Genomic DNA, 14,827 nt, shown 5'->3' on the forward strand with positions numbered 1-14,827 from the left:
GAAGCGGAGACGGACGGATACGGGACGAGAACGGAGGGAATCGGCATGAGCGCGATGGACCGGCTCGCGTCGGCGGTCACCGGCCACTCGCGGATCGTCATCGTCGTCATGCTGCTGCTGACGGCGGGCGTCGGCGCGGGCATGGTGGACGTCACCCAGTCGTCGTCGATCACCGACCAGTTCAGCACGGGGTCGGTCGAGGAGGAGAAACTCGACTACGTCGAACAGAACTTCACGGCCGGCCGGGAGAACACGACGACCGTACAGGTGATCGTCCGCAACGAGGACGGCAACGTGCTGTCGCGGGAGTCGCTGCTGCGGTCGCTGCGCTTCCAGCAGTCGCTCCGGAACAACGCGACGATAAACGAGTCCCTCGCCGACGAGAACGCGATCGTCGGGGTCGAGAACTACGTCGCCTCGTTCGGGCTGCTTCAGGCGAGCAGCAGGGACCTCCGGGCGGCGAACCGGAGCCTCCAGGAGAACGTCACCGCGCTTGAGCGCCGACAGGCGGCGCTAAACGACACGAGCGACCGCCTCCGGAACCGGCTCCCGGAGGCCGCCGGACCCAACAAGACCGCCGCGGAGGCGTTCGAGCAGGTTCGCCGGAACTCGACGGTGAACCTGACCGACGCGGACGGCGAGACGTACGCGCAGGCGGCCGAACTGCTGCGGACCGCCGAAGGCCAGGAAGAACAGCAGCGCGCCGCCTACGCGATGGCGACGTACGCCGGCCCGGACAACGAGAGCGTCCTGCGCGAGGAGTACGCGGACCTGCAGGCGCGCTCGGCGGAGATCGAGGCCCGCGGCGACGAACTGGCCGAACGGGCCGCGCGGCTGGAACAGCGCCGCGCCGCGATCCAGGCCGGCGACCTGCCGCCGCTCGACGAGCAGATCGTCGCGGTCGAGGCGATGAACGAGTCCGAGGTCAGTTCGCTCGTCGAGACGATCCTGAGCGGGGGCGACGAGGGCGGCTCCGGCGGCGCGGTCCAGCTGATGTCGGCGAACTACCAGCCGGGCAGCACGACCGCCGACGCGCGCATGATGGTGCTGTACCAGAAGACGAGCGACGGCCTCCAGAACGCCGGCGAGGTGTCGTCGAGCATCTCCGAGACGCAGGTGATGATCGGCGACGAGGCCGAGGCCGCAAGCGAGGACGGCGAGCGGTACATCACCTTCGGCTTCGGCATCATCAGCGAGGAGACCCAGCAGTCGATGGACGACAGCCTCGCCATCGTCGGGCCGCTGGCGCTGCTTTTCGTGCTGGTGACGCTGCTGATCGCCTACCGCGACATCGTCGACATCGTCCTCGGCTTCGTCGGCATCTTCACGGTGCTCATCTGGACGTTCGGCTTCATGGGCTGGGCCGACATCACGTTCAACCAGATCATGATCGCGGTGCCCGTGTTGCTGATCGGGCTCTCCATCGACTACGCGATCCACATCTTCATGCGGCACCGCGAACAGCGCCAGGAGCGCGGGACGGCCGAGGACGAGAACGTCCGCGGCTCGATGCGGACCGCGCTGGTGGGCGTCGGCATCGCCCTTGTCTGGGTGACGGCGACGACGGTGATCGGCTTCCTGTCGAACCTCACCAGCCCGCTGTCGCCGATCCAGGACTTCGGGATCGTCAGCTCCTTCGGCATCGCGGTCGCCCTGCTCGTGTTCGGGGCGTTCGTGCCGGCGCTGAAAGTCGAGATAGACGGCGCGCTCGAAAACAGGGGGATAGACCGCAAGAAGCGCGCGTTCGGGACCGGCGGCGGCGGGTTTAGCGCCGCGCTCTCCGTCGGCGCGAAGGCGGCGAAGGCCGCGCCGCTTGTCGTCATCGTGCTCGTGTTGACCGTCAGCGTCGCGGGTGCGTACGGCGCGACCCAGGTCGACACCAGCTTCTCGAACGAGGACTTCATCGCCGACGACCCGCCGGACTACATGTACGACCTGCCCGAGCCGTTCCGGCCGGGCGAGTACACGGTCAAGCAGAACCTGGAGTACATCAACGACAACTTCCAGCGCCAGGACCAGACCGCGCAGATACTGATAGAGGGCAACGTCACGCATCCGGACACGCTGACGCGCGTCGACCGCGCCGAGCAGGCGGTCGCCGACCGTGACGTCGCGTTCGTCGACTCCGGCGGGAACCCGTCGGTGACCAGCCCCAACTCGGTGATCCGGGACGTGGCCGAGCGGAACGGGACGATGGCCGCAGTCGTCAACGAGACCGACACCGACGGCGACGGCCTGCCCGACCGGGACCTGGCCCGGGTGTACGACACGCTGTACGAGGTCGCGCCCGAGCAGGCGACGACGGTCGTCTACCGCGATGGCGGCGAGTACCGCGCCGTCCAGATCGAGGTGTCCGTCCGCGGCGGCCTCTCGACGTCGGAGACGACCGACCGCCTGCAGGCCGCCGCCGGCGTCGTCGACGACGACGGCGAGAGCGGCGTCTGGACGGCGACGGCGACCGGGACCCCAGTCGTCAACGAGATCATCCAGGGCGAACTGCTCAACACCGTCATCGAGAGCCTGCTGATCACGCTCGTCGCGGTGTTCGCGTTCCTGATGGTCGCCTACCGCGTCACCGAGGGGAGCGCGACGCTGGGTATCATCACGCTGCTTCCGGTCGCGCTGTCGGTGTCGTGGATCCTCGGGACGATGTACGTGATCGGGATGCCGTTCAACGTGCTGACGGGGATGATCACCAGCCTGACGGTCGGGCTGGGCGTCGCCTACAGCATCCACCTGAGCGAGCGGTACAACCTCGAACTCGAACGCCGGGGCGACGTCTGGGAGGCGATGGAGACGAGCGTTACGGGCACCGGCGGCGCGCTGCTGGGCAGCGCGGCGACGACCGTCGGCGGGTTCGGCGTGCTCGCGCTCGCCATCTTCCCCGCGCTCCAGCAGTTCGGTATCATCACGGGGCTGACCATCGTCTACGCGTTCCTCGCGTCGGTGGTCGTCCTCCCGAGCCTGCTGGTCGTCTGGACGAAGTACCTCTCGCCGGACGACATCCCCGCCCCCGGCGACGCGCCGGTAGACGAGGACGACGACCCCGACGACGGCGGCGCTGCCGACGACGGGGCGGACGGAGGCGACGGCGGCGGGACGGACCCGCTCGCCGGCTCCCCGACGGACGACGACCCCGAGGGGACGGCCGACGACGGGGTCGACCCGCTCACGGCGGGCGGGCCGCCCGCGGACGCCGGCTCCGACGCGCAGGCGGCGGCCGACGAGGCCGCCTCGCCCGCGACCCGGACCGTGTACCCGGACGAGGCCGCGCCCGGCGACGAGTTCAGCGTCTCGGTCGACGTCGACGGCGTCTCGGGTCGCGTCGTGCTCGTCGAGGACGCGCCGGGCGTCGGTGGCGAGATCACGACGCTCGACCCGGATCCGGCCACCGTCTCCCAGGTGGGCCGGACGGTGTACGCCGCCTGGGAACTGGACGGCCCGACGGACCTCCACCTCGCGTACACGGCCGACGCGCCGGCCGACGCCACCGCCGGGGAGGCGCTCGCCTTCGACGGCGAGGTCCGCACGGCCGACGGCACGCACCCGACCGGCGGACCGGACGAACTGTCGGTCGTCTCCGAGTTCCTCGCCCGGGTCCGCGAGCGGTCGGCACCGACCACGGCCGACGTCGAGCGCGCCGCCGAACTCGTCGCTGCGGGCGACCTGACGGAGGCCGAACTGGAACGGATCTACGAGCGGTGGCTCGCCGGCACGGAGCGGACGACGCCGCCCTCGCGGCCCGACGGTGGTGAGGACTGAATGGACGAGAGCGCCGCCGTCGAGTCGCTCGAACGCCTCGGCCTGACCGGCTACGAGGCCAAGGTGTTCATCGCGCTCCAGAAGCTCGGCGACGGCACCGCCCGCGACGTGGACCGGATCGCCGACGTGCCCCGGTCGCAGGTGTACAGCGCCGCGGAGAACTTAGAGGACCGCGGCCTCGTCGAGGTCCAGCAGTCGAACCCGATCCGGTACCGGCCGGTCAGCATCGAGGCGGCGCGCTCGACGCTCCGTGACCGGTTCGAGCGCGAGCAGGACCGGGCGTTCGAGTACGTCGAGGACGTTCGGGAACAGCACAGCGACGGCGACGAGGAGCAGGAGGACATCTGGACGGTCCGCGGGCAGGACCGGGTCACCGACCGGATCGTGGAACTGGTGGCCGACGCCGACGACCACGTCCTGTTCGGCGCGCCACACGTCGACCTGCTCCCCCCGAGGATCGCCGACGCGCTACGGCAGGCGGCCGACGACGGCCTGCGGGTGGCGGTCGTCAGCGACAACGAGGCGGTCCGCGACCGCTTCGCCGACGACGACGGGGTCGTCGCGACCGCGCCGCCGCCCGCCTTCCGGACCGACTCCAGCGCCGGGCGCGTGGTCCACGCCGACGACGACGCCGTGCTCATCTCCGTGCTCGGCGAGGAGTCGATCCCCGAGATCAACCGGGAGACGGCGTTCTGGAGCCGCGACACGAACTTCGCGTCGGTGCTCGTCCAGATCATGCAGTCGAGCATCGGCCCGTTCGACGACTGACGACGCCGGCCGCGCGGCCGGTCACTCCAGCCGGTAGCGCAGCAGCGCCGCGATGCCCCCGAGGTTCGCAAGTTGGTCGCCCGGCGCGAAGTCGGAGGAGAAGACGGTCACGTCGCCGCCCTGTTGCTCGACGTTCGTGACTATCCCGTCGACGTCGACGTCCCACTCGCTTCCCTCCTCGTCCTCGCCGGTCGCGCCCCGCTCCTTGCGGAGTCGCTCGTCGAGGACGAGCAGCGTCTCGACCGCGCCGAAGTCCGCGGCCTTGGCGACCTGCTCCGGGCCGTAGGCGGCCTTGGCCCCCTCGCCGATGCGGCGGGTGAGTTCGTCGATGAGTTCGGCCTCCTCGGCGATGCGGGTCTCCTCCTGGACGTCCGCGACCGCGCCGCGCTTGAGCACCTCGTGGACGCCGCGGTCGCCGACGGCGCTCGTGTCGACCGTGGTGATCCGCTCGGCCAACTCGGGCGCTTCCTCCTCGACGAAATCGAGCAGGTCCTGCTTCGTGAAGCCCGGCCCCGCGAGGATGATCGCGTCCACGTCGAGCCGTTCGAGCGCGGCCGTCACCTCGCCGAACAGTTCGTCGCGGGAGCGGGCGTACTCGCCTTTCCCGGTCGTGCCGGTGAAGGAGCCGTACTCGTCGGTGCCGTACTGGGCGACGGTGTGGACGTGGGCCTCGCCCTCCTCGACCGTGGCGATGGCGACGTCCGGGGCGTCGGTCGCCTCGGCGGCCTCCTCCAGACGGTCTAGCTGGTCGGGCTTGAACCGCTTCTCGACGGTTATCTCGTCGCGCTCCTCGACGTTGAGCGTGTGGTGAAAGCCGAGTTGGTCCTCGCGGGAGGCGTCGACTATCTCGCCGCCGACCCGCAGGCGGTTGGCGAACTTCGCGAACTCGACGGTCTCCACGTCGATGGCGACGAACATGTGCTCGCGCTCGCCGCCGGTGTCGCGCATCTTGTCGTCGTCGCGCTGGATGCGCCGCGTCGTGTCCCCCGAGACGCGGTCGCCGGGTTCGAGGACGTACTGGAGGTGCCAGAGGTCGTCCAGGCTCTCCGGGACGAGGGTGATCCGCTCGCGGCCCTCCTCGGCGCGCTCCCGGCTCTGTATCTTCATACCTCGGCCTGCGGCCTACCGGGATAAGTGCCCTGCCATTCACACCGATAGTCGCACCGGGTACCGGTGGTCGCCGTCCCCGGGTCGGCGCAGCCGGAACCGACGTGCGACAGCCGGTGTCACGTCGCCTCGCCGACGGCCCGACCGTACGCCAGGCCGACGTACCGGACCGCGACGAGGTGGAGGTAGAACGCGGCGAAGACGGCGACGACGCCGCCCAGGTCGTAGCTCCACACCGCCCCGACGGTCAGCCCCCACGCGAGCACGGCCGCGACGAACGCGGCGACGAACGCCGCGAAGTACGCGCCGCTGGACAGCACCGCGGTGACCGAGCGCGGGTCGAGCGCGGCCCTGAGGCTCCCCCCGTCGGCCGCGCGGAGCACGGCGGCCGGGAACACGTAGCTCACGGTCAGCGCGAGCAGCAGCGTCGCCGTCGCGCCGACCAGCACCGCCGTCGAGGCGGCCGTGCCGGGGTCCGCGCCGAGTTCCGCGTCGGTCAGGCCCCGGATCGTCACCAGCAACACGGCCAGCGGGACGCCCAGATACGCCGCGGCGACCACCCACGCCCGCAGGCCGAGCGCGAGGAGTCGCCGCGGGTCGGCGAAGCCGGGCGGCCGGTCCGCGCCCCGCACCGTCTCGCGGCCGGCCCGCAACAGGTAGCCAAGCAGCGCGGTCGCCGGGACGGCAGCGAGCGCCGCGGCGACCAGCGCCGGCCACGTCGGGACCAGCCCGGACGCCACCCGGAGCAGGAGGAGCGTGACGAGCCCGAGGATCCCGCCGACGGCGAAGGTGTCGGCCGTCCGGTCGCCGCGGAACGGGTACTTCAACGCGTCGCCGGCCATCATGGGCCACACACCCCCGGCATCAGTCGTCCGCGATCCGGGAGCCCCCCGGCGGCAGGAAATGCTGGATCCGGTCGGGGCTGGCGACTTTGCGGACGAAGGAGGTGTCCGCGAACCGCTCGCGGAACTCGCGGTACAGTTTCTTCCCGACGTCGGCCTGGGCGTACTGCCCGGGTTCGACCTCGACCCACGTCTCGGCCTGCTCGCGGACGGCGTCTATCGGCCCGCCGACGACCCGCGTCGACGGCTCGCAGGTGATGCCGACGGCGACGCCGACCGGCACGTCGCGGTAGTAGGTGCGGTCGCCGCGGATGGCGAAGCCGCCTTTCTCCAGGAACTCGCCGCTCTCGGGCGTCTTGCTCACCTGGTCGGGCGTCACCATGTAGGCGTCGCCGGCGAACCGGCCGTCCTTCCACACCGACGAGTACGAGACGGCGAACTGCGCGGCCTGCTCGCGGCTTCGCTCGGGGATGTCGACGTCCGTCCCCGACTCGCTTGGCCCCGTCGCCTTGATCACCGTGACGGGGCCGCCGTGGGCCTGCGCGTGGAAGAACAGGTCGCCAGGTTCGAGGTACTTCTTCACCAGTTCCTCGTTCTGGTCGGCGTCGCGCCCGCCGATGACGAGGAAGCCGTCGCTCGTGTGGAACCAGCGGAACCGCTCGAACCACTGCTCGGAGCGCCGGACCGGGATCGACTGCCGGGAGAGCCAGTCGACGTCCTCCGGTTCCTCGTCGTCCTCTTCGTCCTCGTCCGCGTCGCCTTCCTCCCACTGTCGCTTGCGCTCGCGGACCGCTTCGAGGTCCTCGCGGGTGTCCTCGATGGCCGCCAGCGCGCCCTCCTTTTTCTCCTCGATGCGCTTTGCCTCGGTGTAGAGGCGGTCGGCGTTGTGCTCGACGCCCTCGCTCGCGTCGAGTTCGACCTCGGTGTCGTCGAGGCGGAGCGTCACCGTGCCCTCGTCGCCGTTGACACCGACGACCGCCTCGGCGGCCTCGATGCCGCGGTCCGCGCCCTCCTCGAAGCGCTCGGCGATTTCGGACCACGGCGTCTCGCGCTCGCGGGCCTCCCGTACCGTCGAGAGCACGTCGTCGACCAGCCCGTAGCGCTCGTACAGCAGTTCGGCCCGCTCGCGCTCCGCCTCGGCCCGCTGTTCGAATCCCTCGATGGCGCCCTCCTGTTGTTCGATGATCCGCTTGTGCTTCTCTATCTCGGCCTCGAAGTCCGGCGAGTCGTCGACCTCGGGGCTGTCGTCGTCGTCCGACCGGTCGAGTTCGTGGAAGTACTGGTCCAGGGCGGCGTTGAACGTGTCGAACGTCTCGGACTCCAGATCCTCGTACTCGGACAGCGGGAACGGCGTCACGTCGACGTACCGGTCGTCCTCGACGTAGATCCGCGGGTCGAGGTCGGCGTTCGAGAGGTCCTCGCGGAGGCGCTCGACGGCCGCGAACAGCGCCTCGTACTGCTCGTCGGTCGCGTCGGCGATGTCGGTCGCCTTCTCGACGCCGGCCCGCGTACAGATCTCCTCGGCATAGAGGCCGCCGAAGTTGTGCTGGGTCGCCAACGTCCGCACGAGGTCCGTGTCGGACTCCTCCATCAGCGCGACGAACCCCTCGTAGTCCACCTCCAGCGGGTTCACCCGAGAGTCCGGGAACTCGTACTGCGACCCCGGCGCGACGGTGCGGGACTTCAGCCGCACGGTGTCCAGCGAGTCGATCACCTCGTCGTTCGGGTCCAGCACCCCGACGTTGCCCGGCCCGAACAGCTCGGCGACTATCGTCGTGTCCTCGTCGTCGCGCTCGAAGTGGAACTGGAGGATGCGGTCGAACTCGAACTGTTCGACGCCGGCGAAGTCGGCCCCCGAGAGCCGGTTGCGGAGCATCATCGCGAAGTTCGGCGGCCGCCCCGGCGCGTCCGGGACATGGTCCGGGTCGGCGACGTAGGCGCGTTTCACGTCGCCGACCTCCACGATCAGCTCGACCCGGCCGCGGTCGAAGTCACGCAGCTTGAGCCGCAGGAAGTCGTCGCCGTAGAGGTAGGCCTTGTCGACCTTCGCTCCCTCGAACCCGCCGAGTTCGCCGACGAGCGCCGCGAGGTCGACGCTCGTCAGTTCCCGCTTTGCGTCCATACCCGAACGGTCTGGTTGCCCGGGCAAAGACGTGTCGCTCCGGAACGGGACCGTACGCCCGGCACTCGCCCGGATCCCCGCCGACCGACGCGCCGTGTGGCGGTCCGCTGCCGGCGTCCGACGTTTTTTCCCGTCCTCGGTACCGGTCACAAATATTATCCGTGTTCGAGCCCAAGTCCGAGGCATATCGGAGTCTCCCGAGAGCGGATGCTCCGCGCTTCGGTGTGACCACAGAATGAGCGACACGAATCAGACGGACACGACGGCCGACCCCCGTCCGTACAGCGTCGTCCACGACTGGGACGCCGACGACTCGCTGGCCGCGACGGTCGTCTCAGCCGTCGCTGCCGTCCGCAACGTCGAGCCGACGGCGGTCGAACCGCTGAACGAGACGGTCGACCCGGACGCGCTCAACGCTATCTTCGACGACAGGCACAACGGCGGCGACCGGTCGGGGCCGACGCTGTCGTTCCGGCTCAACGGCTGTGACGTGACGGTCCACGCGGACGGCCGCGTCGTCGTCAAGCCCCCGGAGGAGACCGACCTGTAACCTCGGCCGGCGACCGTCCAGCGCCCCGGCAGGTCGCTCGCGCCCGGTGTTACAGCCGCTTGCTCACGTACGGCCCGTCCTGGTAGTACCCCAGCTTCTCCCGGTAGTACTCCCGCGCGCCGATGCCGCTGATAACGCTCAGCTTCCCGTAGCCCACGTCGGCAGCCAGGTCCTCGGCCTTCCGGAGGAGCTTCCGCCCGTACCCCTTGTGCTGCCAGTCGTGTGACTCGTCCCCCACTTCGACCATCGGGCCGTACACGTGGAGTTCGCGGACCAGCGCGGCGTCGCGCAGTTCGTCGCGCCGCGGGTCGCCCGGGAACCGGAGGCGGCAGAAGCCGACCAGCAGGTCGTTGTCCGGGTCCTCGTAGCTGATGAACAGCTCCGTGCCGCCCGCGGCCTCGTACTCCATGACGTCGAGTTCGACGGTTTCGGGCACCTCGTCGTTCATCCCCACCTCGCGACAGCGGATGCAGTCGCAGGTCCAGCCGTGCTCGGCCATCCGCTGTCGGGCCAGTTGGCGGAGGTTCGACTTCCAGACGCCCGCGTCGATGAAGTCCGCGGGGATGTCCCGCTGGACGCGCTGGAGGCGGGTGTACTTGGGGATCATCGACTTGATCTCGGCGACGAGTTCGGCGGCCTCCTCGTTGCCGAGCGGGTCGTACTCGTCGTCGTGCCACATGTCGTACGTGCGGGTGCCACGGACGACGAGCGTCGGGTAGATCTTCAGGTAGTCCGGCCGCCACTTCTCGTCCTCGAACAGGCGGCGGAAGTCCTCCAAGCACATCTCCTTGGTCATGCCCGGCTGGCCCGGCATCATGTGGAAGCCGACCTTGAACGCGGCGTCGCGCAGGCGGCGGTTGGCGTCGATGGAGGCCTGCGCGCCGTGGCCGCGGTGCATCTCGCGGTTGATCCGCTCGAACGTCGTCTGGACGCCGACTTCCACCTTCGTCCCGCCGAGGCGGAGCATCCGGTTTATCTGCTCCTGGTCGCACCAGTCGGGTTTGGTCTCGAACGTCGTCCCGATGTTGCGCACGTCGGCCGTCTCGTTGCGGGCGATCACGTCCTCGACGTACTCGAAGTCGTACTCCTCGGGGTCCTGCGCGAAGCTCTCGCCCTCCGCGGGCTCGGGCTGCTTGTCGACGTCGAACTCGTTCAGCGCCTGCAGCGCGCGCTTGACGAACCACTCCTGGTAGTCGTGCGAGCGGGCGGTCATCGTCCCGCCCATCAGGATGAGTTCGACCTTGTCGACGGGGTGGCCGATCTCCCGGAGCTGTTCGAGGCGGAGCCGCACCTGCCCGTACGGGTCGTAGTCGTTCTGGACGCCGCGGGCGGCGGCGGGCTCGTGGCCCGTGTAGCTCTGGGAACTGGAGAACTCCGAGGACGGGCCGCCCGGACAGTAGAGGCACTTGCCGTGCGGGCAGTTGTGCGGGCTGGTCATGATGGCGACGGGCGAGACGCCCGACGCGGTCCGGACCGGCTTGCGCCGGAGCACCGCCTCCAGCTCCTCGCGGCGCTCCTGTGGGGCGTAGTCCAGTATCTCGGAGTTCTTGGGGACCTTCGGCGACGAGTGCTCCGAGCACACCTCCAGTTTCGCCGACTCGACGTCGTCGCGCTCCAGGTCGCCCGCGAGGATGCGGTCGACCAGTTCCTCGCAGACCCGCTCGAACGCCTCGGACTCCGTGGCGTCCGTCTCGGTACTCATTGGAACCAGTTCGCGCCGTCTCGGGGTTAAGCGTGTCGCTCGGCGGTGCGTGCCCCGGCGCGGGGCTCCCACCCCCTCGGCCGGAACATACTATACACCCACGACTAACGTCCTAGCAGATGACCAAACGGAGTCGGGGGTGTGCGCCGTGGTGACGTCCGTCCCCTGGCCGGCGGCCGGATCGTTCGTCGCCGGTGCGGGCACGGCCGCCCTCATCGCGTACATCGTCCGACACCGGGGGAAGCCGGGGGTGAGCTGGTTCCTCGCGGCGCTGTGCGTCCAGGCGCTGTGGGCGTTTACCCACACCGTCGCCCTGCTGACGTTCGACCCCGGGGTTCGGCTGGCGCTGGAGACGGTTATCTGGGGCTGTGTGGGCTGGCTCGGGTTCCTGTTTTTCACGTTCTCCCTCGACTACACCGGCCGCGGCGGGATCGTCCGCTCCCGGTGGTTCGCGCTGCTGGCCGCGGTCCCCGTCGCGAGCACCGCGCTCGTCGCGACGAACGGCGCACACAGGCTGGTGTGGGCCGACTTCCGAGTCGTGCCGGTGCTCGGCGTCGCGGCCGTGGACTACTCGTTCGGCCCCGCCGCGTACGCCATCGTCGTCTACGGCCTCGCCTTCGCCGCCGTCGGCGTGCTTCTGCTGGTCGAGACGGTCCTCAGCTACGGCCCGCTGTACCGTGGCGAGGCCGTCGCGGTCGCCCTGAGCGCCGTTCCGATCGCGGCGGCCGTCGTCGCCTGGACGTTCGACGTCGGCCCGTGGCGGCCGCTGAACCTGACCCCCTTCGGCTTCCTGCCGCACCTCCTGCTCGACGCCTACGCGTTCGTCGGCACCAACATGTTCGAGACGAACCCGGCGACCCGCCGCGCGGCGGCCGAGGACTCCATGGAGGGACTCGGCAACCCCGTCGTCGTCCTCGACCCCCGGGACCGCGTCGTCGACGCCAACGGCGCGGCCCGGGACCTGTTCGACGTCGGGAGCCGGGCGTATCTGGAGGAGCCGGTGTCGGCGGTCGTCGGCGACGGGTTCGACCCCGCGACCGACGATCACGTCACCGCGGTCGACCGCGGCCGCCGCCGCGAGTTCGCCGTCTCGGCGTCGTCGCTGACGGACCCGACGAGGACCGACGTCGGCCGCACGCTCGTCTTCCAGGACATCACGGACGAGCGGCGGCGCGAGCAGCGCCTCGAAGTGCTCAACCGCGTGCTCCGGCACAACCTCCGCAACGAGATGACGACGATAGCCGGGTACGCCTCGATGATCGAGGCCGAGACGGACGAGGAGCGCCTCGGCGACGGGGCGGAGATCATCGCCGAGCGGAGCGACGAACTGGTCCGGATCGGCGAGCGCGCCCGCGAGTTCGAGCAGGCCGTCGAGGGCGAACCGGCGGACGTCCGGGTCGAGGTCGACGCCTTGCTGGAGCGCGTCGCGGGTGACCTCGACGACGCGTTCGGCGTCGGCCGCGTCACGGTCGCGGCGACGGAGGCCGAACTCCACACCGACCCGACGCTGCTGGAACTGGTCGTCGAGAACCTCGCGTCGGAGCTGCTGGAGCGGGGCGACGGGACGGCGGTGCGGATCGACGCGGAGTCGACCGGGGACGGGGTGACGCTCTCCGTCACCGCCGACGGGGGCGGCCTGCCGGCACAGGAGGTCGCCACCCTCCGCGCCGACGGCGAGCGGCCGCTCCAGCACGGGCAGGGGATCGGCCTGTGGATCGCCCGGTGGAGCGTCGACGCCCTCGGCGGCGACATAGCGTTCGACGACGGGACCGACGGCGAGGTCAGGGTCCGGATCCCCGACGCCGCGGCGGCCGCTGGCGGGGAGGCGGCCCGGAACGACGCCGAAACGGAGAACGAAGAGTAGGCGGCTTACGCGTCCAGTTCCGCGGCGACGGCGGCGACGACGCCGTCGAGCACGGCGTCGCGCTCGCCGGTCAGGAACTCCAGGTGGCCGTCGCGGCCGCCGACGACCGTGATGCCGGCCTCGTCGGCGCGCTCGCTCGCGGCCTCGCCGACCGCGCGCACGTCGACGGCCTCCGTGCTGCGGAGGTGTATCTCGTCGTCGCCGACGCCGAGCGTGACGAACGTCCCGTCGGCCGACTCGCGGCGGCGGCGGAACAGTTCGTCGAGCAGCAGCGTCGTCGGCGGGAAGTCGAAGCGGTGGGTGAACGCGTCCGTGTCGAGGACGGCGAAGTCGACGCCGCCCGCCTCGCGCTCGTCGATGTTGCGCTGTGCGGTCTCGACCTCCGTGTCGAGCTTCTCGCGGAACTGCTCGCTGACGTGGGCGGCGAGGCTGTCGGCGTCGCCCGGCGCGTCGGCGTCGCCGAACAGCAGGTCGGCGACCAGTTCGCGCTTGTCGTCGTAGGACTGGTAGTACGCCTCCAGGGCGATCGCCTCGCGGCGCTCGCGGACAGCCGTCGCGTCGTAGCCGGCCGCGTCGGCGAGGGCGTCGTAGGCCGCCGGGACGTCGTTCCAGTAGCTCACGGCCGGCAGGTGGCGCAGGTCGTCGCGGACGTCCCCGCGAACGTGGGCCGCGACGTTCGCGGCCAGCGCGGTGGTCGTGAGGCCGTCGCCCTCGCCGGCGAGGCCGGGGTTGACGACGGTGTCGACGTCGTCGACGATGGCCTCGTCGGGGTGGCTGGCGTCGACGACGACGCGGCGCGCGCCGTACACGTCGAGCAGGCGGTAGCCGTCCGCCGACTCCAGCGTGCTGCCGGCGTCGACGAGCACGACCAGCGGCAGCTGCTCGCCGTGGCGCTCGCGGGCGTCGAGCATCTGGGTCACGTCGTCGGTCGCGGCGTCCATGTCGTACACCGCGCCGTCGAGCGGGCGGCGCTCGAAGTAGTGGTACTCGGCGTCGGCCTGCGTGTGCTCCTCGCGGACCAGCGGCAGGACCGCGCGCTCGATGGCGGCGCCGGCGGCGTAGCCGTCGGCGGTCGCGCTGTGGCGGACGACGACGGGGCGGGCCGACAGCACCGCACGGCGGATCGCCTCGGCGGCGTCGACGACGGCGTCGGAGACGACCCCGGCGGGGTCGTCGTCGGCCAGCAGGTCGACCGCGTCCGGGCGCGCCCGGTCGGTCATCGCGGCCTCGAGACGACCCTCGACCGCCGCGGCGTTCTCGCCGTCGAGGACGGCGAGGGACTCGGTCTCGACCTGTAGCTCGTCGTGGCGCAGTTCGACCTCGCCGTCGAGGCGGACGACGTCGTCGATGTCGACGTCGGGGTAGGCACGGACGCCGGCCTCCTTGAAGGCGGCACACTCGACGGTGCCGGTCTCGTCGCGGAGTTCGAAGACGGTCGGCCCGCTGGTCTGGCGGACCCCCGTCACCTCGCCCTCGATGCGGACGTCGTCGCCGACGCGGTCCGAGAGCGACTCGATGGGCACGCGCGAGGGGTCGGCCTCCTCCGCGGGTTCGGCCGCGGCGTCGGTCGCCGACTCGGCGTCGGCCCCTTCCTCGGCGTCAGTCGTCGGTTCGACGTCGGCCTCCTCCTCGACTGCGTCGGTCGTCGTCACGGTGCTTGCGCTCGCTGCGGCCGCGCCGCCCCCTGCGGGCTCCGCGGCCGCGTCTTCATTTCCCGACGCGCTCGCCTCCGGGGCGTCGGCGTTCGGGTCGTCGACGAGGGAGCCGCGGAACTCGTCCTCGGCCTGCCGGATCGACCAGCCCAGGTCGACGTTGCCGTTGTCGCGCACGTCCGTCACCTGCACGTAGACTGTGTCGCCGGAGTCCCAGTCGAGCGTGTCGAGTCGCCGGTCGAGTTCGCTCTTGTGGAGCAGGCCGGTGACGCTGTCGCCGATGTCGACGAACACGCCGAACTCGGCGAAGCCGTCGACGGTGCCGCGGTAGTAGCGGCCCGGGGTGAGTTGGTTCGGGTGGTTGCCCTTGAATTCGAAAACTACGTCTTCTTCGTGGCTGCTGCAGATCCGCCCGTCAGCGGGCGTACCGCAGATGATACAGGTAGCCATTTGCTGGT

9 protein-coding genes are annotated in these 14,827 nt (G+C 70.6%); 4 read left to right on the forward strand and 5 right to left on the reverse strand.

Translation table 11 applies throughout. The features are described 5' to 3' along the window. The first annotated feature begins 45 nt into the window (after nt 1–45). Nucleotides 46–3,762, forward strand: coding sequence for an efflux RND transporter permease subunit (locus EYW40_RS05705; RefSeq protein ID WP_135820670.1), 3,717 nt, complete (start codon nt 46–48; stop codon nt 3,760–3,762). Continuing rightward, on the forward strand, nt 3,763–4,530 hold the full coding sequence (locus EYW40_RS05710; RefSeq protein ID WP_135820671.1) for a TrmB family transcriptional regulator: 768 nt from the start codon (nt 3,763–3,765) through the stop codon (nt 4,528–4,530). Nucleotides 4,531–4,551: 21 nt separating this feature from the next. Here the strand turns inward: EYW40_RS05710 and EYW40_RS05715 are convergent, their stop codons facing one another. From EYW40_RS05715 to rqcH, 3 genes are all read right to left on the reverse strand, one after another. Further along, nucleotides 4,552–5,637 (reverse strand): mRNA surveillance protein pelota, encoded by a 1,086-nt coding sequence (locus EYW40_RS05715; RefSeq protein ID WP_135820672.1) that lies wholly within the window; start codon nt 5,635–5,637, stop codon nt 4,552–4,554. Between the two features lie 119 nt (nt 5,638–5,756). Then, nucleotides 5,757–6,482: a DUF4013 domain-containing protein gene (locus tag EYW40_RS05720; RefSeq protein WP_135820673.1), complete on the reverse strand. Its 726-nt coding sequence runs from the start codon at nt 6,480–6,482 to the stop codon at nt 5,757–5,759. A gap of 19 nt (nt 6,483–6,501) precedes the next feature. Then, nucleotides 6,502–8,601: a ribosome rescue protein RqcH gene (gene rqcH / locus EYW40_RS05725; RefSeq protein WP_135820674.1), complete on the reverse strand. Its 2,100-nt coding sequence runs from the start codon at nt 8,599–8,601 to the stop codon at nt 6,502–6,504. 235 nt (nt 8,602–8,836) lie between these two features. On the opposite strand from rqcH, the gene EYW40_RS05730 reads away from it, so the two are divergent. Continuing rightward, nucleotides 8,837–9,151, forward strand: coding sequence for a HalOD1 output domain-containing protein (locus tag EYW40_RS05730; RefSeq protein WP_135820675.1), 315 nt, complete (start codon nt 8,837–8,839; stop codon nt 9,149–9,151). A 49-nt stretch (nt 9,152–9,200) separates the two neighbouring features. Here the strand turns inward: EYW40_RS05730 and EYW40_RS05735 are convergent, their stop codons facing one another. Next, nucleotides 9,201–10,853 (reverse strand): tRNA uridine(34) 5-carboxymethylaminomethyl modification radical SAM/GNAT enzyme Elp3, encoded by a 1,653-nt coding sequence (locus tag EYW40_RS05735; protein WP_135820676.1) that lies wholly within the window; start codon nt 10,851–10,853, stop codon nt 9,201–9,203. Between the two features lie 148 nt (nt 10,854–11,001). On the opposite strand from EYW40_RS05735, the gene EYW40_RS05740 reads away from it, so the two are divergent. Continuing rightward, nucleotides 11,002–12,717, forward strand: coding sequence for a histidine kinase N-terminal 7TM domain-containing protein (locus EYW40_RS05740; protein WP_161973165.1), 1,716 nt, complete (start codon nt 11,002–11,004; stop codon nt 12,715–12,717). A gap of 5 nt (nt 12,718–12,722) precedes the next feature. On the opposite strand, the gene EYW40_RS05745 is transcribed toward EYW40_RS05740, so the two are convergent. Further along, nucleotides 12,723–14,819 carry a DHH family phosphoesterase gene (locus tag EYW40_RS05745; protein WP_135820678.1) on the reverse strand — a complete coding sequence of 699 codons (2,097 nt, stop codon included), beginning with the start codon at nt 14,817–14,819 and terminating at the stop codon, nt 12,723–12,725. Nucleotides 14,820–14,827: the final 8 nt, after the last annotated feature.

This window comes from Halostella litorea (assembly GCF_004785955.1).
In the GTDB taxonomy this organism is placed as follows: domain Archaea; phylum Halobacteriota; class Halobacteria; order Halobacteriales; family Natronoarchaeaceae; genus Halostella; species Halostella litorea.